The 19,237-nt window shown below is 51.4% G+C and carries 23 protein-coding genes; 12 read left to right on the top strand and 11 right to left on the bottom strand.

Annotated features, from left to right (window positions below):
- Positions 1-55 precede the first annotated feature (55 nt).
- Both AC6I8L_RS22915 and AC6I8L_RS22910 read right to left on the bottom strand, forming a co-directional pair.
- Positions 56-1,990: a MacB family efflux pump subunit gene (locus tag AC6I8L_RS22915; RefSeq protein WP_058960975.1), complete on the bottom strand. Its 1,935-nt coding sequence runs from the start codon at positions 1,988-1,990 to the stop codon at positions 56-58.
- Positions 1,987-3,162, bottom strand: coding sequence for an efflux RND transporter periplasmic adaptor subunit (locus AC6I8L_RS22910; protein ID WP_058960974.1), 1,176 nt, complete (start codon positions 3,160-3,162; stop codon positions 1,987-1,989). The genes AC6I8L_RS22915 and AC6I8L_RS22910 overlap by 4 nt, the downstream gene beginning before the upstream one ends.
- A gap of 172 nt (positions 3,163-3,334) precedes the next feature.
- Between AC6I8L_RS22910 and AC6I8L_RS22905 the strand changes: the two genes are divergently transcribed.
- The 4 genes from AC6I8L_RS22905 to AC6I8L_RS22890 all read left to right on the top strand — a co-directional run bounded on the left by AC6I8L_RS22905 (position 3,335) and on the right by AC6I8L_RS22890 (position 5,820).
- The gene (locus AC6I8L_RS22905) at positions 3,335-3,931 is read left to right on the top strand and encodes a cytochrome b (protein WP_058960973.1); all 597 of its coding nucleotides are present in this window, start codon (positions 3,335-3,337) and stop codon (positions 3,929-3,931) included.
- 3 nt (positions 3,932-3,934) lie between these two features.
- Positions 3,935-4,471 carry a tetratricopeptide repeat protein gene (locus tag AC6I8L_RS22900; RefSeq protein ID WP_082678128.1) on the top strand — a complete coding sequence of 179 codons (537 nt, stop codon included), beginning with the start codon at positions 3,935-3,937 and terminating at the stop codon, positions 4,469-4,471.
- Positions 4,472-4,546: 75 nt separating this feature from the next.
- A complete protein-coding gene (locus AC6I8L_RS22895; protein ID WP_230599210.1) occupies positions 4,547-5,014 on the top strand; it encodes a sigma-70 family RNA polymerase sigma factor in 468 nt (155 codons plus the stop codon).
- On the top strand, positions 5,011-5,820 hold the full coding sequence (locus AC6I8L_RS22890; RefSeq protein ID WP_058960972.1) for an anti-sigma factor family protein: 810 nt from the start codon (positions 5,011-5,013) through the stop codon (positions 5,818-5,820). Before AC6I8L_RS22895 ends, AC6I8L_RS22890 begins: the two co-directional genes overlap by 4 nt.
- Before the next feature lie 76 nt (positions 5,821-5,896).
- Here AC6I8L_RS22890 and AC6I8L_RS22885 read toward each other — a convergent pair whose 3' ends face one another.
- Positions 5,897-7,612 (bottom strand): ABC-F family ATP-binding cassette domain-containing protein, encoded by a 1,716-nt coding sequence (locus AC6I8L_RS22885; protein ID WP_058960971.1) that lies wholly within the window; start codon positions 7,610-7,612, stop codon positions 5,897-5,899.
- 355 nt (positions 7,613-7,967) lie between these two features.
- On the opposite strand from AC6I8L_RS22885, the gene AC6I8L_RS22880 reads away from it, so the two are divergent.
- Positions 7,968-8,669, top strand: coding sequence for an alpha/beta fold hydrolase (locus AC6I8L_RS22880; RefSeq protein WP_058960970.1), 702 nt, complete (start codon positions 7,968-7,970; stop codon positions 8,667-8,669).
- A gap of 13 nt (positions 8,670-8,682) precedes the next feature.
- Here the strand turns inward: AC6I8L_RS22880 and AC6I8L_RS22875 are convergent, their stop codons facing one another.
- The 3 genes from AC6I8L_RS22875 to AC6I8L_RS22865 form a co-directional block, all read right to left on the bottom strand.
- A complete protein-coding gene (locus AC6I8L_RS22875; protein ID WP_058960969.1) occupies positions 8,683-9,231 on the bottom strand; it encodes a hypothetical protein in 549 nt (182 codons plus the stop codon).
- A 458-nt stretch (positions 9,232-9,689) separates the two neighbouring features.
- Complete coding sequence (locus tag AC6I8L_RS22870) at positions 9,690-10,217, bottom strand: lipocalin family protein (protein ID WP_058960968.1); 528 nt, start codon at positions 10,215-10,217, stop codon at positions 9,690-9,692.
- A 100-nt stretch (positions 10,218-10,317) separates the two neighbouring features.
- Positions 10,318-11,001, bottom strand: coding sequence for a RipA family octameric membrane protein (locus AC6I8L_RS22865; RefSeq protein WP_058960967.1), 684 nt, complete (start codon positions 10,999-11,001; stop codon positions 10,318-10,320).
- Between the two features lie 178 nt (positions 11,002-11,179).
- Between AC6I8L_RS22865 and AC6I8L_RS22860 the strand changes: the two genes are divergently transcribed.
- Positions 11,180-11,533 carry a DUF1428 domain-containing protein gene (locus AC6I8L_RS22860; protein ID WP_034829871.1) on the top strand — a complete coding sequence of 118 codons (354 nt, stop codon included), beginning with the start codon at positions 11,180-11,182 and terminating at the stop codon, positions 11,531-11,533.
- Positions 11,534-11,589: 56 nt separating this feature from the next.
- On the opposite strand, the gene AC6I8L_RS22855 is transcribed toward AC6I8L_RS22860, so the two are convergent.
- Positions 11,590-11,757, bottom strand: a complete 168-nt coding sequence (locus tag AC6I8L_RS22855; RefSeq protein WP_374754041.1) for a hypothetical protein — start codon at positions 11,755-11,757, stop codon at positions 11,590-11,592.
- Between the two features lie 119 nt (positions 11,758-11,876).
- Here AC6I8L_RS22855 and AC6I8L_RS22850 point away from each other — a divergent pair, with 119 nt between their 5' ends.
- From AC6I8L_RS22850 to AC6I8L_RS22840, 3 genes are all read left to right on the top strand, one after another.
- Positions 11,877-12,323 carry an NUDIX hydrolase gene (locus AC6I8L_RS22850; protein WP_306301160.1) on the top strand — a complete coding sequence of 149 codons (447 nt, stop codon included), beginning with the start codon at positions 11,877-11,879 and terminating at the stop codon, positions 12,321-12,323.
- A gap of 67 nt (positions 12,324-12,390) precedes the next feature.
- A complete protein-coding gene (locus AC6I8L_RS22845; RefSeq protein WP_058960965.1) occupies positions 12,391-13,032 on the top strand; it encodes a LysE family translocator in 642 nt (213 codons plus the stop codon).
- A 119-nt stretch (positions 13,033-13,151) separates the two neighbouring features.
- Positions 13,152-14,015, top strand: a complete 864-nt coding sequence (locus AC6I8L_RS22840; RefSeq protein WP_058960964.1) for a substrate-binding domain-containing protein — start codon at positions 13,152-13,154, stop codon at positions 14,013-14,015.
- 35 nt (positions 14,016-14,050) lie between these two features.
- On the opposite strand, the gene AC6I8L_RS22835 is transcribed toward AC6I8L_RS22840, so the two are convergent.
- Together AC6I8L_RS22835 and AC6I8L_RS22830 are read right to left on the bottom strand one after the other, a co-directional pair.
- On the bottom strand, positions 14,051-14,593 hold the full coding sequence (locus tag AC6I8L_RS22835) for a YbhB/YbcL family Raf kinase inhibitor-like protein (RefSeq protein ID WP_058960963.1): 543 nt from the start codon (positions 14,591-14,593) through the stop codon (positions 14,051-14,053).
- 57 nt (positions 14,594-14,650) lie between these two features.
- Positions 14,651-16,183 carry an MFS transporter gene (locus tag AC6I8L_RS22830; RefSeq protein WP_479400199.1) on the bottom strand — a complete coding sequence of 511 codons (1,533 nt, stop codon included), beginning with the start codon at positions 16,181-16,183 and terminating at the stop codon, positions 14,651-14,653.
- 178 nt (positions 16,184-16,361) lie between these two features.
- Between AC6I8L_RS22830 and AC6I8L_RS22825 the strand changes: the two genes are divergently transcribed.
- A complete protein-coding gene (locus AC6I8L_RS22825; RefSeq protein WP_058960962.1) occupies positions 16,362-17,234 on the top strand; it encodes a LysR family transcriptional regulator in 873 nt (290 codons plus the stop codon).
- On the opposite strand, the gene AC6I8L_RS22820 is transcribed toward AC6I8L_RS22825, so the two are convergent.
- Both AC6I8L_RS22820 and AC6I8L_RS22815 read right to left on the bottom strand, forming a co-directional pair.
- Positions 17,235-17,411, bottom strand: a complete 177-nt coding sequence (locus AC6I8L_RS22820) for a DUF1289 domain-containing protein (RefSeq protein ID WP_034829866.1) — start codon at positions 17,409-17,411, stop codon at positions 17,235-17,237. It abuts the gene before it with no gap.
- 12 nt (positions 17,412-17,423) lie between these two features.
- Complete coding sequence (locus tag AC6I8L_RS22815; RefSeq protein WP_058960961.1) at positions 17,424-18,359, bottom strand: nickel/cobalt efflux protein RcnA; 936 nt, start codon at positions 18,357-18,359, stop codon at positions 17,424-17,426.
- Positions 18,360-18,474: 115 nt separating this feature from the next.
- Here AC6I8L_RS22815 and AC6I8L_RS22810 point away from each other — a divergent pair, with 115 nt between their 5' ends.
- Both AC6I8L_RS22810 and AC6I8L_RS22805 read left to right on the top strand, forming a co-directional pair.
- Complete coding sequence (locus AC6I8L_RS22810) at positions 18,475-18,750, top strand: metal/formaldehyde-sensitive transcriptional repressor (protein ID WP_058960960.1); 276 nt, start codon at positions 18,475-18,477, stop codon at positions 18,748-18,750.
- A 9-nt stretch (positions 18,751-18,759) separates the two neighbouring features.
- On the top strand, positions 18,760-19,110 hold the full coding sequence (locus AC6I8L_RS22805) for a DUF3147 family protein (RefSeq protein ID WP_034824206.1): 351 nt from the start codon (positions 18,760-18,762) through the stop codon (positions 19,108-19,110).
- Positions 19,111-19,237: the final 127 nt, after the last annotated feature.

Genomic DNA, 19,237 nt, shown 5'->3' with positions numbered 1-19,237 from the left:
ATTCCAACATGACGGAAAAATCGGTGCGCAGCGATGCGCACCCGAGAAGATACATTTACTCACTCGCCAGCGCGGCGACCGGATCCATACGGGCAGCTTTGCGCGCAGGCAAATAACCAAAAATCATGCCGATAATAGTGGAGCAGGCGAAAGCTGCCCCCGCGGATTCCCATGAGTAGATGGCTGTCAGTACACCGCCTGCCATCAGGCTAATCAGCGGACCGATCACCAGTGAGAGTGCCACGCCGAGTGAACCGCCAACCAAACATACCAGCACCGCCTCAATCATAAACTGCTGCATGATATCACCACGCCGCGCACCCACGGCCATACGCACGCCAATCTCATGCGTTCGTTCGGTGACGGACACCAGCATAATATTCATCACGCCGATGCTGCCGATCATCAGCGCAATCGATGCCACCATCAAAATCAGCAAGGTCAAGGTGGCTGCTGCCCCTTCAATCGCTTTGCGGTACTTATCGCGGTTAAACATCAGGAAGTCTTTGGTGCCATGGCGCGCAGTCAATAGTTGCGTGAGAGATTCCACCGCCGGACCGCTGACCACATCATCTTTGAGTTTAACGCTGATACTTGTGAGCGCTGTTTGCCCACTGATGCGGTACATCATGGTGCTCCAGGGCAGCCACACGCTGAGACGATTGGGCGAAATGCCGTTATCTTCGTGCGCCACACCAATGACTCGCACCGGCACAGACCCTAACACGATCATTTTTCCGATGGGGTTTTCATTGGCTGCAAACAGCTTATTGCGCGTATTGGTATCAATGATGATCTCTTGCCGGGCATGGCGTTCATCACTGAAGTTGCTGCCTTCGGTGAGTTTGATGCCCTGAATCTCAAAGTAATCTTTGCCGACGCCCGATACGGATGCTTTCGACGAGTTGGAGAGATAACGGATCGGCTGCGTCGAGAGCAGCTCAGGGCTGACTTTGTCGACAAACTGCTGGCGAGCAATCACATCGGCATCCGCCATCACCAGCGTCAACACCGGATGCGCATCATCTTCGGCGAAATCACCGCCGGCATACACCGAAACCACATTGGTGCCGAGTCCGGAGATGCTCTCAAGCGTTTTTTCTCGTGCGCCTTGTCCGAGCGCCACCACGGTGACCACGGCAGCGATACCAAAAATGATGCCGGTCATGGTCAATGCGGTACGCAAGCGGTGGGTGTTCATGGCATTCAGCGCCATGCGCATAGATTCGCGCAGGCGATCAACAAATCCGCGCAGCTTGCTCTGACTTCTGCTCACCATTGGCTGATAGCGCGATCGCGTCGCCTCTGTTTTTGGCCCGCTGTCAGCAAAAATTTCGCCGTCCTGGATTTCGATGATGCGGTCTGCGTGTTGCGCCACTTTCATATCGTGTGTGACGATAATTACCGTATGACCATCACGATTCAGGTCATGAAGAATGCGTAACACTTCCTCGCCAGAATGCGAATCCAGCGCGCCGGTGGGTTCATCGGCAAGAATAATTTCAGCGCCGTTGATGAGTGCGCGCGCAATACTGACGCGCTGTTGCTGGCCACCAGAGAGTTCACCCGGTTTATGATGTTCACGGCCTTTGAGACCGAGTCGTTCCAGTAATTGAGCAGCACGCGCCCGCCGCGCATGCCCCGGCAAATTGGCATAAATCGCCGGGATTTCGACGTTGCTTAATGCGGTCAGGTCCGGCATTAAGTGGTAGCGCTGAAAAATGAAACCAATATGTTCACGACGGACTTTCGCTAGCGCGTCCGGAGAGAGTGAAGCGGTATTCTGGCCTGAAATAAAATAGTGACCGCTGTCGGCGGCATCCAGGCAGCCGAGAATATTTAGCAATGTGGATTTGCCCGAGCCGGAAGGGCCAATGATCGCGACCATTTCGCCACTGGCGATCTGCAAATTGATATTTTTCAGCACACGCAAAGATTCTGAACCGTTAACATAGCTGCGCTGAATGTTTTTCAGTTCGATCAAGCTCACATCACCACCTTGTCCGCACCGACGGCTTGGGTAGCAAGGATGACTTTTTCACCGGCTTTCAAGCCGCTGAGAACCTGAATATCAACGCTGTCTGAAATACCGGTGGTGATAATACGTTTCTCAGGCTGATTCTCCTTGTTCGCCACCTCGACAAAGGTCTTGCCTTCCGCGTCTTTTTTCGTTGCCTGTACCGGAATCAACAGCGCGTCTTTCGCAGTGTCGCGCAGCAGATTAACTTGCGCGGTCATTGAGATGCGCAGGGTGTTATCGGGATTGGGAACATCGAGTAACGCATTGTAATAAATGGCGGCATTGGTACTGCTGGCCGGCGTACTTTCACTGTTGCCCATCAAGGCATCATCTTTCATCACCGATTCGGGTGCCAGTTCAATGCTACGCAGCGTCGCGCTGTAGCGTTTATCGGGATTGGCGAAGGTGGTAAACCAGGCTTGCTGGCCGGGGTGGATGTTGGTGATGTCCGCTTCGGAAACCTGCACTTTAATGGTCATGGTGCCCAGTTGCGCCAGCTTGGCGATGGTCGGCGCGCTCTGCGCGGCGTTAACCGTCTGGCCCTGTTTGGTCACGATGGCGATCACCGTGCCATCCATTGGTGCCATGATGCGAGTATAGCTGAGATCGAGCTGCTTCTTGTCCACCTCAATTTGTGCCTGAATGACGCGCGCTTTTTGCGCCGTCAACTCAGCACGCGCGGTGCTCCACGCTTCTGCCGCTTCGTCAAAATCCTGGCGCGACACCAGATTGGCTTTGATCATTTGCTGCAAACGTTTGAACTGCGCATCCTGTCGGACTAAGGTCGCTTCGCGTGTCTCCAAATCGGCTTGCGCCACGCTAAGCGCGGCCTGCGCATTGCGTAAATCACTGCGCTGTGGCTGATCGTCAATTTCAGCGATCAGTTCGCCCTTACTGACGTTATCGCCCGCTTTGATATAGAGCTTTTTCACCTGCCCCGATACCTGTGCACCGACGTTGACGCGTTCGATTGCGTCCATTTTGCCCGTCGCAGCGATGACGTTCTCGATGTTGCCTTGACGCACAACGGCGGTGACCAGTGGGTTCGGTTTTGGTCGTGAACTGCTGTAGGCCCAGACCAGAATAATGATCGCCAAAATAACGATCGCGACCAAAAGCCGCTTTTTAGAGGTATTCAACATAAGCATCCCTTTAATGAAGCGAGAATAGTAATCACTAAATGCAACAAACAGGAGAAAATTCGTCGGGATTTCTGCATTAAGTTGGGTACGTTGAGAAAAAAATGAAAATTTTTCGAATAGAAATCGTCGTTGAGTTGTTTACCTCTAAACCACTCACTATTTGGGAAATGCTATGTCCGCTCCGGCCCGCCAAAACTCACGTCAACGCTATGACGCTTTCAGCATGACGCTGCACTGGATCACTGCGTTTAGCGTCATTTTTCTGTTTGCCTCGGCGCACATTTGGGAACAACTGGAAAAGGGCACACCGCTGCGCAAGGGTTTACAGGCGTGGCATATCTCTTTTGGCATTTTGCTGGCTTTGGTGATGATTGTGCGCCCACTGTGGCGTTTCTATTGCCAACGTCAGCCGCATTTGGCCGTGGCGCCAGCTGAAAGCAGCACGTCGATGCGCATCATCGCGCATGCCGTTCATGGCTCGTTGTACCTGTTGTTATTCACTCAGGTTGTATTGGGTTTTCTGTTTCGTTGGTCGCAACAGGAACCGTTTAATTTCTTTGGCCTGTTCGATATTCCAACCTTTATTCATGTCGACACCGCACTGCGTCACACGCTGGCGGGATTACACAATAACGTTGCCTGGCCGCTGATTAGCCTGACAGGCGCGCATGCGCTGGCGGCGTTACTCCATCACTACGTTCTGCGTGACAACGTGCTGCGCCGTATGCTGCCGTTGCGCGATTCGATGCCCCTCCGCGAGGATAAATGAATGATGAAGATGATGAATCAGGTTCGCTGGTTTGCCGTGCCGGTATTGCTGATGGTGTTACATGCACCGACTGCATTCGCCATGGGTGATGACGACAGTGACAAGAAAACCCCGGATTGTCCGAAAGGGCAAGTGTATGACAGTAAAACCAAATCCTGCGTGCCGGAAAAAACCAGCATGCTTAGTGATGAGGATAAGACGAATTACGCCTACCACCTGGCGAAAAAAGGCGAGTATCAAGCTGCGCTGACGTTACTGGATACGTTGCACAATCAGAACACCAAAGAGGCATGGAATTATCGCGGCTACGCCACACGTAAACTGGGCCGCACCGACGAAGGGATGCGTTACTATCAGAAATCGATCGCACTAGACCCCAAATATGCCAAAGTGCGTGAATATTTAGGTGAAGCCTGGATGATCAAAGGCCGTCCGGATCTGGCTAAAGAGCAGCTCACTATCATCAAATCGCTGTGCGGTGTGAAGTGTGAAGAGTATCAGGATTTGCACGCGGCCATTAATGGTCATCCTGAGTCCTGATGACCGCTGTTGACGGAGGATAGAAATATTACCAGCACTGAAGTCCGTCAACATCTGGCGGCGCATCTGACGCGTATGTGGCGTTACGCGATGGTGTTATCGCGTAATAAAGATGTGGCCGAAGAGTTAGTGCAGTCCACTTGTGTGCGGGCGCTGGAACGCAGCGCCCAGTACACACCGGGCACACGCATCGATCGCTGGCTGTTTACCGTGCTGCACTCCGTGTGGATCAACGAACTGCGCGCGCAGCGGGTGCGCATGGGGCAGGGATTCGTCGAGAGTGATGAATTGCTCGCTCCCGACCATCAGCAACACAATGAACAGCGCATGCAATATGCCAAAGTGATGCAACGGGTTGGGCAGTTGCCAGAGGCACAGCGCAACGCGGTATTTTTAGTTTATGTCGAGGGTTTTACCTATCAGGAAGCCGCCGACACGCTGGCCGTGCCGATTGGAACCATCATGAGCCGCCTCGCTGCGGCACGCACTACTTTAGCCAGCGCAGTGACAGCGCGGCCTGCGGTACAGGAGAAACGCTTGTGAATGCACCACGATTTACCTCGCCCTATGCCGACGAAGCTATCGTTGCCTGGCTGGATGGTGAAATGCGCGCGGAGGATGCGCAGGCGTTTGAAACCGAATTAAAGCGCAGTGAAACGTTGTCAGCACGGACGGCTGAGCTAATGAAAAGCAATCAACCTTTTGCGGATGCGTTCGCGCCAATGCTGGATGAGGCGCCGCTGGAGCGTATGGAGTCACGACTGGCGTACCTGCTGGACAACACGCCGTCCGCACCGATAAAAGAGGCTGTTCAGGTTAGCCGCCGTGCGTTGATCGCGGCATCAGTCAGTTTTCTGCTGGTGGGCAGCGGGATTGGGTTTTGGGCGCGACCGCGATTTGTGGCAACCAGTGAGCAGGGCGAAAGCGCGCACATTCGGGAACTTGAAGCGCAATACATGTCGCTCTATAGCCCAGAAACACTGGCCGATGTCGACAGCTCTCCACAAGTGCTGGCACGCTCATTACAACGTACCGCACGTGACCTCGATCTGCATTTAACGGCAGAGCAATTGACGCTTCCTGAAGCGAGCTTGAAAAGTGTGCGTATGTTGCGCTACGACGATTCACTGATCACTCAAATCGCCTGGAATCACAGCAATTACGGTCCGATGGCACTGTGTATTTCGCGGGAAGAGCATGCTCAGCAGAGTGCATTGGCGCAGGAAAAGCGGCACGGTATGAATCTGGTGTGGTGGCATCGCAGCGGATATCAGTACGTGTTGATTGGGCGCAATCCTGCTGATCAGTTAAAACGAGCGGCGCAGGTGTTGAGCGCCGCTCTGGTGTAATTTATCAGTGATCACTCATTATGCCCCTGGGATGCAGGATACAAAAATCGCAGGGGCGTATTGATAGGAAGTTCGCTTAAAGGATGCCCAACTGCTGTTTCAGTTGCGCAATCTCATCGCGCCATTGTGCCTGCAACGCCGGTTTTTGATGTTTGGGCTTACGCTCTCTATCTTCATCTAGCTTGCTTTCCAGATCACACAACGCCAGCAGCAGCGCATCTTCATCGTTGTACGATTCAGACGTCACGGACAGAACATTTACGGTCTCGCTGTCTGACGGTTGTTTGGCACTCAGTTGCTCAATCACCGGTTCAAAGTCATGCCACTCGCTCAGTTGCTGATCCTGAATCAGCCAGAAACGGTTACAGCTGCTGGCGATCAGATTGCGATCGTGCGACACCAGCAACACCGCGCCCTCGAACTGATTGAGGGCGGCTGCCAACTCCTCTTTGCCCAGCATATCCAAATGGTTGGTGGGCTCATCCAGCAGCAATAAGGAATAGCGCGCGAGTGTCAGCCCGACAAACAGCAGGCGTGAGCGTTCACCGCCACTCAGCGAGCCCACTAATTGCTGATGACGGAGATAAGGGAACCCCGCACCTATCAGAGCCATCTTTCGCTGGTCGTCACTTAGAGGGGCAAAATGTGCCAGTGCCTCGTTGAGGCTCTCCTCATCATGCAATTGCGTGAGGCTTTGATCGTAATAACCTAGCTTTGCACGCGGATGAAACAGTGTGGTGGTCTCACGCTGGTATTCCAGCCAGAGTTGGCGCAGCAGCGAAGATTTCCCGCTGCCGTTGCGGCCCACTATGGCGATGCGGTCGCCGCTTTTAACCTGCAGGCGGGGTAACGAAAACAACGCAGGCGCGTTCTCCGCTGGGCGAATGTGCATTTCAGTCAGCGCCAGCACCCGATCGGCATCCAGCGCTTCTCCCAGCAGTTGAAGGCGCCATAAGCTGCCTTCGGTCAAAGTGGTTTGTGCCTCTTTCAACCAACTGGCGCGTTTCTCCATTTGCTGCGCTTTACGCGACAGACCTTCGTTGTCGTAGGTACGTCCCCAAATTGCCAGCCGTTTGGCACTTTTTTCGACGCGCTCAATCTCATTCTGTTCTGCCTGATAACGTTGTGCATCGGTTTCATCCTGCTGGGCCAGCGCTTGTCGGGCCGCAGAGCAGGGCAGGCGGAAGAATTGCAGGGTTTGATCGCGCAGGATCCAGCTGCAATTGGTGACCTGATCCAGCAAGGTGCTGTCATGTGAGACCAGCACAAAGCTGCCTTTCCAATTTATCAGGAACTGTTCCAGCCAAAGCAGCGTTGGAAGATCCAGATGGTTGCTGGGTTCATCCAGTAACAGCAGGTCAGGCTGGAGAATAAGTGCACGCGCCAGCAGTAACCGCACATGTTGACCGCCACTCAACGTGGCTGCCGTTTGGGTACGCTGTTCAGCATCGAACCCCAGCGAAGAGAGTAGCGCTTCCGCTCGCCAGGCTTCACTGACCTGTTGCTGTTCTGGCAGACGCGCAATCACGCTTGTCAGCAGCGTGGCTTGCTGGAGCTCAGGGGGAAGATGTTGCTCAATTCGCGCCAGCAAACAGTGGTTGGCTAACGTAACGCTGCCCTGACTGCTTGCAAGTTCACCGCTGAGGATTTTTAGCAGGGTACTTTTTCCCGTGCCGTTATCACCGAGCAGCCCAATGCGATCACCTTTTTTGAGGCTGAAATTGATGTCGTGAAATAGGGTACCGAAGGCGTTATCAAAGCCGACAGCGTGTGCGGATAGTAATGTGCTCATGTGCTTACTCATAAGTTGCAGGCATGCGAACGCCTGACGTCAAAAACTGCTGACGACAACCCGGTAAGCCGGAGGAAGGGATGAGAATTTCAGTAGACTTCGCTCAGGCGGATTATCGCAGCACGAATGCAGAGATAGCTGAGCGCGGCCAATTACTATAAAAGTGTGAGTAAATAAACAATTCACACGATGGCATAGTAATCCTCCTTATTTATCAGTAGTGAGTAGGGTGGGTTGATGATAGTCACCTTGGCTGGCATTATCCACAGAATATTGCGATGTTGTGAAGCCACAGCCTTTATACGGACTTGATGTCACACATTCTCATTAATTCCCCACACTGAAGGATTCACGGATGAACAATACAACTTTACCTCTCGTACTCATTCCAGGATTTATGCTGGATGAAACACTTTGGGATGATTTTGTGTGCGCCTATCCAGATGACAGAACCTGTATCAGAGCCAGCTTGAGCCACGGCGAAAGCTTCACCGAATATGCTGACAATATCGTGGCAACCTTACCGCCGCGCTTTATTTTGGTCGGTTTCTCACTAGGAGGCTATGTGGCAAGAGCCATCGCCGAAGCCTTTCCCGAGCGTACTGCAGGAATGGTTTTGGTTGCCACTTCACTTCGTGAAGATCCTCCTGAACAACGTGAGTTACTGGATAAGGCATCACAAACGGCCTTAATGGGTGATTTTAATGGCTTTAGCCAGGCGGTGCTGAAGCCATCGTTACATTCCTCGCGACAGAATGATGCTCAACTAATTGATAAAATTCGTGTTATGGGGAAACATCTCGGTGCAAATGTTTTTCGAACACAAGCCATGCTTGATCGCAGTGGTGTCACGCAGCAACCGATTCGTTGCCCAATATTGGTCATTGCATCTGAAGGAGATGGCCTGCGCGGTCTTGAAGAGTCCCGAGAGATTGTCACTTTATTGGGGGGCGATATGGTAATTATCGGTGAAAGTGGTCATATGTTGCCCCTTGAGCAACCTGTTCGACTCACTTCTGTCATCGCCGATTGGCTTGAAAAACAGCACTTTGAATAAAAAAGTGCAGAGCTTATCTAAAGCTCCATTGAATGGTGATAACAAATACCGAGGGGATAATAATCCCCGATTCAATGCCGAAATAGGGTGTGAAATTATATTGAAAGCCATGATAAATATAGGGTGAGAATCCTATTCCGGTGGCCTTTTTAAAGTCGTGATAGGAACCGTGATCGCCACAATCCTTAAAGGCATCGAAAAAAAACTCACCGGTGTAGCCGTAGATACCTTTAAAGGTCCAGCCATCATCCCAGGTTTTCCAGTCTTTTCTCACCCCTAACGCAAGACAGCGATCGTCAAAGCTGTTTTTCATGGTGCCGACCAGTACGCTATAGGTGGAATCTTCGGACAATTTTCTTTCTACCGAAAAGAAATTATTCTCAAAATTTTCAGTATATTGCCCATGATTCCCGGTCAGATGATAAACGTAGGAACCCGTGTTGATGGAATATAGGTTAATTTCGCTCGCTGGGCACTGCAGCGAAATGAGTGTTAATATAATCAGTAAGCCCCATAATAATCTGAGATTTGTTCTGGGGGATTCTTCTGTTATTTCATTCATTTTTCCCTCACCACTGGCAATGCGATAATGAAAAAAAAAGCGAACAGCAGCCTGATGGGTTGACTCAATATGTTGATTGATAAGTCAGAATGATCAGAACTTTGAAATTTCAGATAAAGATATTTTATACTGATAAAAACATAGACGATGACGTATTTTAGCAGGTTTTTTGAAAGGGCAATATTGCGAAGAGAAGCGCATTATAAACATGACTGGTTATATGATTAATAAATAAGGGATTCGTTTAAATGAATCATTTATGTGCAGTTTTCACGGAATGATGTGTTCCTCATCCAATAAGGGGTAACCCGTGATAGGTTGCAAGCCTGCAAGTTATTGGTCATAAGCCGATTGAAGATTCTCCACCCCAACGCTGCAGCATAACCAGAATCTCACGCCCGGTTATGCTGAACTACACAAGAATGGAAAGTAGAATGACTTCATTCCTGAGTGCAGTTTTAACCTTGATCCACCCAGATGAGCTTATCCACATCAAACCCCAGCCTTTGCGCGATAGCCAGGTACTGTTTTTTCACTTGATTCGGAAGCTTCGGCTCTCGCGACAAGATCCATAAATAACCCCGATTTGGACCGCACACTAGCGCGTATTGATAATCATCATCCAATGCGATCACGTTATAGCCGCCATAGAACGGGCCAAAAAAGGAGACTTTAAGCGCTGCGGTATCCGATTTGCCGGTGAAATAGGCCTTGCCCTCACTCTCACTCCACTCTTTTTTCACCGGATCATATCCACGATTCAGCACGTTTATGCCGCCATCGTTGCGTTGAGTATAAGTGGCTGTGACATGATCTTTGCCGCGCTCAAAGCGGTGATCCAGGCGGGCGATTTCGTACCATTTGCCCAAATAGCGGTTGGCATCAAAAGGGCTGATAGGCGTGACACCTTTTGGTGGCGTCGGGGATTTACAGGCAACCAGCGTTAACGATAACGCGGCAACTGCGGCGATGGGCCATATTTTCATTACTGCTCCTTTATCGATCCTGATCCGTATTAAAGGGTATGTCAGCATGATTATAGGCCAGAAATATCGAGGCGGCCCTTAGGCCACCTGCTGCAGGGGATTATTTCTTCTCTTTATCTTCGTCAGCCGGAATCAGTGGCTCATCAATCGCAATAGAGGTGCCTGACTTTAACAACTGAATATCGAGTATCACGTAGGTCATGGTGGTGATAAACAAAGAAATCACGCTGCCAATCACGCCGCTGGTGGTAAAGGTGAAGTAGTTGTACATCACCACCCAGGTCACACAAATAAACAGGGCAAGCGCAACGTTAATGGCTGACTGTGAATAGTTGGTGGTGCGAGCGCCCATCTCATTGATTTGCTTATAGAGGTTGGTGCCAACGTATTTCTCCAGCACAAAAATGCCTTGATCCCAACTGCGCAGGCGTCGCGCGCTGCTGCGGGTGAAGAACAGGAATAACAACGAGACAAACAGACCGGAAAAGGCGATCAGCACGGGGACAGCTTCTAATGCATACACCAAACTTTTGTGGCTGGGTGCTTGTGCGGTGAGATCCAGCGTCAGCGAGGCGCCCAGGACGGCATAGAGGAAAATAAACAACGCTAAAAACACCGCATTGCGTTTCCAGTCGAGTTCCGCTTCGTGATTTTTCTGCTGCCGAGCGATGTCGAGGGCGTGTTGTAAACGCGTGTCGCTGGATTGGGTATCCACTTGTCCTATCTCTTCTCCGAGCAAACGGTGAATAAACGGCTGATCGGCCGAATCAATGGTGATGCGCATAACTATCCTGATGGCGTAACTATCGAGGTGCACAGTGTAACGCAATTTCGGCCGCAGGCAGGAATCTGCGAGACAACACGCAGTTTCAGTGCTGCAGTTGCTCATGATTTGCACATCATTTGTACACTTTACTCTGCGGTCACTGTCGGCCGTGTACAGCACGACGGAGGAATAGCCTATGTCGTACGTAGATGGTTTTGTCGTTGCGGTGCCTGAAGTTAATAAAGAGGATTACCGTGCCATGGCGGCCAAAGCAGCGCCGCTGTTTAAGGAGTTTGGTGCCACCCGCATCGTGGAATGCTGGGCAGATGATGTACCTGAAGGCAAGCTCACGGATTTTTATCGGTCGGTGAAAGCGGAAGAGGGAGAAACAGTGGTGTTCAGCTGGATTGAATATCCCTCACGTGAAGTGCGTGATGCGGCCAATCAGAAAATGATGTCCGATCCGCGGATGAAAGAGATGGGCGAAAACATGCCGTTTGATGGCAAAAGAATGATTTACGGCGGTTTCTCGATTCTACTCGAGGAGTAATGTGCAGGGCGCGTCGGCGCCCTGCACATTTCTGTCGCGGTCAGGCATGCGAGAGGTTACGGCCACTGCTGACACTGTATGACGGTTCGATAACCATCGTGATCTTGATACGTTTTTCCGTTTTGATCCCAATATGGGTTGAACGAATCAATCTGTACAAATCCCGCCAATACCATTTGCTGGCATGTTTGCTGCCACCGATCACGCTCGGGTAAATACAGCACCAACAGATGTTCTGATGACGGTGAAGGGATGACCGGATGCGAAGTGCATTGTGTATTGGCGTTGCTAAATCGTCATGAATTAACGCTATTTTTTCGTAATTCTAAACGGGATGGAGAGCATGATGAGCTATGTCAGTGAGATGAGAACCTTAGTTGGACATCGTATGTTGCTGCTTGCGGGAGCGAACGTCATCATCCTTGACGATAAGCAACGTATTTTACTACAGCAGCGATTAGACGGAAGCTGGGGACTACCCGGTGGGTTGATGGAACCGGGTGAAAGCCTCGAACAAACCGCTGTGCGTGAAGTGAAAGAAGAGACGAACATTGATATCGATGAACTTCATTTTTTGAAAGTCTTTTCTGGCAAAGAATTTACTTTTACGCTTAACAATAACGATGAAATCAATGTTGTCACCGCCCTTTACTGGTCAAAAAAATGGCATGGTAATTTAATAAATGATAAAAGTGAGGGGTTGTCATTGGCATTCTTCACCACTGATGATATGCCCGATAATATGAGCGAAGAGTATCAGCTCTACCTTCGTTACTTTGTATCAAAATAAATCGTCATCAGATTGGATTACGTGGCCATGCTCAGTACAACAAACGCCACGTCAACAAGGAGTTAGCATGCTGGATATCATCCATTTCCCCCTGTTCCTCATTTCGGTATTCCTGCTGTGTATCACGCCGGGGCCGGACCTCGCTTATGTGATCGGGCAAAGCGTGGCCAATGGGCGACGCAGCGGCGTGATATCTGCGAGCGGTGTGGCGCTCGGCAGCTGTACTCATGCGTTGGCCAGTGCAATAGGCTTAACGGCGTTAATTACCGCCTCGCCGATGTTATTCACAGCGATTAAATATATCGGGGCTGCTTATCTTATTTATTTAGGTGGCAAGATGGTGTGGGAAACGTTTATTGCCAAACCTCAGGGATGTCGCTCACAGACTCAGGTGCCACGCTCCAATACACGTAATCTTTTAGTACGCGGTTTTATTACCTCTATCACTAATCCCAAAGTGTTATTGTTTTTCATTTCGTTCTTCCCACAATTCGTCGTGGTAGAGGGTAACTATCATGCGAGTTCCTTCCTGCTGCTGGGACTAACATACGCGGTGATTGGGTTGATCACTGATGTGACGTTTGCCCTGCTGGCGGGCGGTGCTGCGAGTGCAGTATCGCGCAACATTACGCTGCAAAAGCTGCTGGATCGTATCGTCGGTATGACATTTATTGGCCTGGGAATTCGCCTGGCCCTGACCCGACGTTAAAAATGCAGAAGAGACAGCAAGTCTGATGATTGGCGATAGCGACCTAATCGGGTAACGTGAAGTGTCTTACGTTACCTACAAAATAATGACCGCACGCTAAGTTGCAGGAGAGCCCGTTCATGGCAGTTAATCCCAATATCATCGGTATCATCAGCGATGAATTCACCAACCCTAATACCGTCACGCTGCTGAATGAAATGACGCGCCAGTTGAATGCGCGTAGTTTAGTGACGCTGTTGCTGAATGTCGATTCGCCCGAAAACTATCAACGTATGTTGCAGAATGCTGCATCATTGCCGCTGGCGGGGTTAGTGTTTCTGACTTCCCAGTTTGATGATGAATTGCATATCGCAGCTAACATTTTGCCTGGCGTGGCGACAGTGCACCTAAGCCAAAGTCGTGAGGCTAATGCTAAGGTCGTTATGGCCGATGGTTTCGATGCGGGTGCCGAGATGGGGTTATTGTTACTGTCTCAAGGACATCAACGCTTTGGCTTTATGCACAGTCAGCAGCAGGCCGATCCCTCGCGTCAAATGGCAGGCCTGGTGTCCAGCCTTGAGGCAGAACATAAAACGCTGAACATTCAGCTGGTGGCCGGGGCTAACGATCGAGAACTGGCTTATCAGACCATGATGGCCTACCTGAAGAAAACCCGTGCAGCGGAGCGCATTAATGCACTGTTCTGCGAAAGCGATGTGCTGGCCTTTGGTGCATTGCAGGCAGTGCGCGATTTTGGCCAGGGCGCACACGTGGCAGTCGTAGGTTTTGATGATGTGGATGAAGCCCGCGCCTCAACCTGGCATCTGACCAGTTGGGCACAGCGTCGTGACTTGCTGGTCAACGAAGCACTGAATCGTTTACTGGAAAACCGTGCTGATACAGGCAACGCCTGGCAGCAAGGTGAGTTGCAGGTGCGTCACTCCCATCACGGCAAATATGTGCCGGGTGAAATGTCGCAGTGTGGTTGTGCGATTCGACACTAATTTTATTGGGTCGCCAGGCCGGCGACCCGCTGCAATCAATTCTCTAAACGCCCGACCAGGCTAGCAGAACCCAGCGCGTGACCTTTCAATTTTGCGACTAACTCAGTGTGACTGAGTCCTGCGGGTAAAGTGCCGTTCGCAAGGTCGGTCGCCACCAGCACAAAGTTGTAGTGGTGATAGCCCGCGCCTGTGGGTGGACAAGGGCCATAATAGTTTTGCGTGCCGGGCGTATTGGTGCCATAGCTAAAATTTCCCCCTTTGCTTAACTCACCCTGTTGGAATTTATTACGCGTAGCATCAATGTTGTACGCCAGCATATGCGTCACCCCCAAGCCTTTGGCGCCAGCCGGATCGGTCAGCAGTAGCACATAACTCTGGGTGCCCACGGGCGGATTGGCCCAGCTAAGCGCGGGCGACAGGTTTTTGCCGCTGCAGGAGAGATTGTTCTTATCATTGCCACCCAATGCTTTCTTCATCACGCCATTATCGGCGAAGTCTGCTGACTTAAGCGAAAACGCCGCCGCATGGGCAAACAGTGGCAGGCTGCTTAAGCAGAGTAGGGTCATTAACTTCTTCATTATTGCTCCTCAACAAGGACGGGTTGTGCGTGCGACAGTCGATCCCACGCGTGAAAATTAGCGCTGGGCTAGTGCCGTTGGCTGACGCGCCGAATAGAGCACAACGATGGCGGAAAACAGGGCAAATGCGGCAGCACACAACAACATGCTGGCAAATCCATCGGCGTAGCTGGTAATGATGAGTGGTTGTAAAGAGACCTGATGAACGGCGTCATACATCGCCAGTGCATGGCGGAAATCGCCGGCGATAACCTGCGCGCTAAAACCGGGTTGAAGGGGCAACGGCGCGTGTAGCATCGCTGATTGTAATTGCCACTGTGTGCTGGCCGCCAGAATCGCGCCCAGCGTGGCAAATCCTAACAAAATGCCGGAAAAACGGGCTGTTGTGCTGATACCCGATGCCATTCCTGCCTGCTGCGGCGGTACGGTTGCCATAATCGCCTTTTGGGTTTCGCCATTGAGCAGCCCACCGCCACTGCCGAGTAGGGCCATACCCGCCAGGGTCAGCAGCAAATGGTGTTGGTACACGGCAGTCGCAATCATCATGTTGCCAAAGGAGACGGTGACCAGGCCAAGAGCCAGTAAAGTGGCGGCATGCAGGCGTTTGCCGAGCCAGCGCGCCACAACAGGAAACAGCAGCATTGCCAAAGCGAAAGGCAGCATACCCGCTCCGGCCATTAACGGCGTCATTCCCTCAACATTCTGTAATAACAGCGGCAGTAATGAGGTCATAACTTGCGCGGTGGCAGCGTAAGCAAACATCGCTAATACTGCGCCAATAAAGGGGAACGAGCGGAAAAGTTGCAGATTCAACATCGGCCTGCTTTTGCCACTTTCCACACGGATAAACAGGCCAAACCACAACGCGCCGAGACACAATCTGCCCACCACTTCACGGCTCAACCAGCCATGTTGCGGCGCTAATATTAATGCCCAGGTCAAACAGAACATGCCTGCGATAAACAGCGCGATCCCAGGTAAATCGAGTTTACCCGCGTGTTCATGCCTGGATTCCTCAATGTGGCGAGTGACGGCCAGCATCAGCAGGGCACAAATAGGAATATTGACAAAAAATGTCCAGCGCCAGCCAAGCAACGTACTGATCATGCCACCGGCCAACGGTGCCAGCACCATGGTTAATCCCATCACACCGCCCCAAATCGCCCATGCCCGGTTACGTGCCTGACTATCGCGAAAGCTGTGCGCGATAATTGCCAGTGCTGGCGCCAGCAGAAATGCGGAGCCAATACCCTGAACCGCACGGGCAATATTGAGTGCCAAAACGCTGGTCGCCATGCCACAGGCGAGTGAGGCCAGTGCAAACAGTAAAATGCCGCCGAGAAAGAGTCGGCGTCGGCCAAATTTGTCTGCCAGCGACCCTGCCGGCAAAAGGAGTGAGGAAAAGCTCAGCACGTAAGCGCCAATGACCCATTCCATGTCTGCAAAAGAAGCATGCAGACCTTTAGCGATGGTTGGCAACATAACGCCGACGATATTGGTGTCGATTACCGTCAATGCGCACCCGGTTGAGGCTACGAGTAAAACACGATTCAGATGGCGATGGTCGAGCGCGATGGTAGCAGTGGACATCTTTTCTCCCGTGAGCAAGGTAGTGAATGCTTTACAGCTTGAATCCATCACGGAAGTCATTCAATAAACAGTACTGGAGTTATTGTTAGGCAAAAACTAACAACATTTATATTGCTGGTGTTTCCGTTTCAGGTAATGATCGACATTTTCATCACACAAGATAAGTAGGAGGTCAAACGTGGAATTACGCCATCTACGCTATTTTCTGGAACTGGCAAAAACGCTGCATTATGGCGTGGCGGCTGAGAATCTTAATATATCCACGCCGACGCTGTCGGTGCAGATTAATCAATTGGAAGAAGAATTAGGTGCGCCATTATTTTATCGTACTCAACGTAAAGTCGAGTTGACGCAGATTGGAGAAATTTTCCAACAGGAAGCGCGCGAGACTCTACAACATGCCGAGCAGGCCAAATCCCGAGTACGTAGTGCCGCTCGCGGCGAACGCGGTTATATCCGCGTGGGCTATGTGGCATCCGCACTATTATCAGGCATTTTAACCCGGTTATTGACGAGCTTTAGCGCCAGCGCACCTGATATCTCAATCAATGCACGTGAATCAGTCATGGATACACTGGCCACTCAGGTCAGTGAACGTACTATTGATGTTGCCTTTGTGCGCGGTCCTGTGCCGTTACCTGCCGATGTCGGATACATTGAAGTCGAGCAAGATCACTTCGCACTGGCACTGCCGGATAACCACCCGCTGGTTGCGCAGGAACAACCCATCGAACCTGCGCAACTTAAAGGGGAAAACTTTATTTTGCCCGAACAAGTGTCTGGCACCGTGACCTTTGCACAGCGTGGTGGGTTTATTCTTAGTCGTAGCTGGTCGGCGGGCAGTTTAAATGAAGTGCTGGCCAATGTCGCATTAGGTAATGGTGTCGCGGTAATACCGGCTATTCTGGTGACTCAATTAAAATTAACCGGTATCACTTATCGCGAAATACCCGGAGCCGTTATTCCTTCATCCATTTGGTTCTTATATCGTAAACGTGAACGTACTCCCGCAGTGAATAAGCTGGTGCGCATGATTGAACGAAGCACCTGACTATTTTATTTGCAACGTCGCAACGCGATCTTTCAATGCGCGTTCAATCGCCTTGCGGTGATAGGGTGACATTTTGCGCCACTCCTGTGCCTCTTTACGCGTACGGCCACAGGCGCGGCACCAGCCATTTTTTCCCTCAAAAATACAGACATCAGTACAAGGCGATTTTACAGAAATGGAAATAATTCCTTATTGGGTGAGGCCACTGTAGCCATGGAACATCATATAGACGCCCACGATGGCAATCAGGGCACTAGAGAAGTAAGGTGCGCGGCGTGCAATATCGGCGAAACCTCTCCATCGACGTGATACATGCCGAACACTTAGCGCCGCACCTACGCCGACGGTCACCAGCGTAAGCGCCAGGCCGATGCTGAAGCAGACCACCAGCGCCGCACCAAGACTAAACTGCTTCACCTGCAGGCAGAGAAGGAGGACCGTGATCGCTGCGGGACAGGGAATTAATCCCCCCGTCAGGCCGAAGAGAAGAATTTGCAGATTGCTGATTTCACGGCCATCAAAGCGTCGGCGTATGTCTTCCGCGTGCGCGCGCTCGTGTGCATCCTGATATTCCTGAGAACCTTCCGCGAACCTGGCCAATTCGCCATGATGTCCGTGTTCATGATGATGCCCGTGCCCATGATGATGTTCATGCTCATGATGATGCCCATGCTCATGATGATGCCCATGCTCATGATGATGCTCATGTTCATGATGATGCCCGTGCTCATGATGATGATCCTGCGTATGTTCATGATCGTGGTGCTGATGCCACGCTTGTGCTTCAGACCAGGTACGCCAGAACATCCAGGCAGCTGTTGCAATGATAATGAGGCCTGAAATCAGCTGCAGCCAGGGTTCGGCAGCTTCGGCAGTAAACTGCCGACTGATATACATTCCGCCCATCGCAATCAGCCATACCACCGCAGTGTGGGAAAAAGTGGCTGCCAGACCCAGCATCACCGCCTGGCGAACACTGCCACGGATGGCGACGATAAATGCCGCCATCATCGTCTTAGAGTGACCCGGCTCCAGGCCGTGCAACGCCCCAAGCAAGATGGCGCTGGGGATAAACAGCAACGCGCTAGACGTGCCCTGACTCAGCAGGGCAGCGAAATCATTCATGGTGTGCATCTCGTGTCGTGATAAGTTGAAAGCGGCATTGCAGTGCCGTAAAATCAAAAAATTCAAAGAAAATATACTATACCCCAGTATACATTAAGATCAACAGGAGCCGAGAATGGGCCATACACTCAAGCATCAGAAAAGCCTGTTAACCCGCGTACGTCGTATTAAAGGGCAGGCAGCTTCGCTCGAGACCGCATTAGAATCGGGTGAGGAGTGCCTAAAAGTGTTGCAGCAGGTAGCAGCGGTACGCGGGGCAGTTAATGGTCTAATGGCAGAACTGCTGGAGGGGCATATCAGAGAGCACCTGATGAATGAATCTGCCACCGAAGCGGAGCGCGCTCAGGATTTGGAAGAGATTGTCAGCGTTATTCGTTCATATCTGAAGTAGGAGCAAACCATGCTGTGGCTCATCGTAAAATACGCCATCACGGCGGGCATGGTGGTGCTGATTTCTGAAGTGGCGAAACGCAGTGACCGTCTCGGAGGGTTGATTGCGGCGCTGCCATTAGTGACGATATTGGTGCTGATCTGGATGAAGCTGGAAGGTCAGAGCCAGGCAAAGATCGCCAGCCACGCCTGGTATACCTTCTGGTACGTGGTGCCAACCCTGCCGATGTTTGTCGCCTTTCCATTTCTCTATCAGCGCTGGGGATTTTGGCCCACGCTGGTGGCGAGTTGCCTGTTAACTATCGTGCTTTTTGTCCTGTGGGCAACGTTGCTAAAGCGCTTTGGCATACAATTGATGTAGTCTGATTTTTTATGCCTGCACCCGTTTTCTTTACCCCTTTTTTATCTCGCGCTTGATGAATGAGGAGGGAGAATCCAGCACACAGGTTTATCAAAGTATTTTACTGGGTGCGGGATTCAGCGGGCGC

Source organism: Type-E symbiont of Plautia stali (genome assembly GCF_059731115.1).
This window is presented reverse-complemented; position numbering and strand designations above follow the sequence as displayed.

Bases quoted from the DNA above. Each gene is read 5' to 3' on its own strand.
- AC6I8L_RS22910 (WP_058960974.1), bottom strand. From the start codon at position 3,162: ATGTTGAATACCTCTAAAAAGCGGCTTTTGGTCGCGATCGTTATTTTG.
- AC6I8L_RS22905 (WP_058960973.1), top strand. From the start codon at position 3,335: ATGTCCGCTCCGGCCCGCCAAAACTCACGTCAACGCTATGACGCTTTC.
- AC6I8L_RS22900 (WP_082678128.1), top strand. From the start codon at position 3,935: ATGAAGATGATGAATCAGGTTCGCTGGTTTGCCGTGCCGGTATTGCTG.
- AC6I8L_RS22895 (WP_230599210.1), top strand. From the start codon at position 4,547: ATGTGGCGTTACGCGATGGTGTTATCGCGTAATAAAGATGTGGCCGAA.
- AC6I8L_RS22885 (WP_058960971.1), bottom strand. From the start codon at position 7,612: ATGAGCACATTACTATCCGCACACGCTGTCGGCTTTGATAACGCCTTC.
- AC6I8L_RS22880 (WP_058960970.1), top strand. From the start codon at position 7,968: ATGAACAATACAACTTTACCTCTCGTACTCATTCCAGGATTTATGCTG.
- AC6I8L_RS22875 (WP_058960969.1), bottom strand. From the start codon at position 9,231: ATGAATGAAATAACAGAAGAATCCCCCAGAACAAATCTCAGATTATTA.
- AC6I8L_RS22870 (WP_058960968.1), bottom strand. From the start codon at position 10,217: ATGAAAATATGGCCCATCGCCGCAGTTGCCGCGTTATCGTTAACGCTG.
- AC6I8L_RS22865 (WP_058960967.1), bottom strand. From the start codon at position 11,001: ATGCGCATCACCATTGATTCGGCCGATCAGCCGTTTATTCACCGTTTG.
- AC6I8L_RS22860 (WP_034829871.1), top strand. From the start codon at position 11,180: ATGTCGTACGTAGATGGTTTTGTCGTTGCGGTGCCTGAAGTTAATAAA.
- AC6I8L_RS22850 (WP_306301160.1), top strand. From the start codon at position 11,877: ATGATGAGCTATGTCAGTGAGATGAGAACCTTAGTTGGACATCGTATG.
- AC6I8L_RS22845 (WP_058960965.1), top strand. From the start codon at position 12,391: ATGCTGGATATCATCCATTTCCCCCTGTTCCTCATTTCGGTATTCCTG.
- AC6I8L_RS22840 (WP_058960964.1), top strand. From the start codon at position 13,152: ATGGCAGTTAATCCCAATATCATCGGTATCATCAGCGATGAATTCACC.
- AC6I8L_RS22835 (WP_058960963.1), bottom strand. From the start codon at position 14,593: ATGAAGAAGTTAATGACCCTACTCTGCTTAAGCAGCCTGCCACTGTTT.
- AC6I8L_RS22830 (WP_479400199.1), bottom strand. From the start codon at position 16,183: ATGTCCACTGCTACCATCGCGCTCGACCATCGCCATCTGAATCGTGTT.
- AC6I8L_RS22815 (WP_058960961.1), bottom strand. From the start codon at position 18,359: ATGAATGATTTCGCTGCCCTGCTGAGTCAGGGCACGTCTAGCGCGTTG.
- AC6I8L_RS22810 (WP_058960960.1), top strand. From the start codon at position 18,475: ATGGGCCATACACTCAAGCATCAGAAAAGCCTGTTAACCCGCGTACGT.
- AC6I8L_RS22805 (WP_034824206.1), top strand. From the start codon at position 18,760: ATGCTGTGGCTCATCGTAAAATACGCCATCACGGCGGGCATGGTGGTG.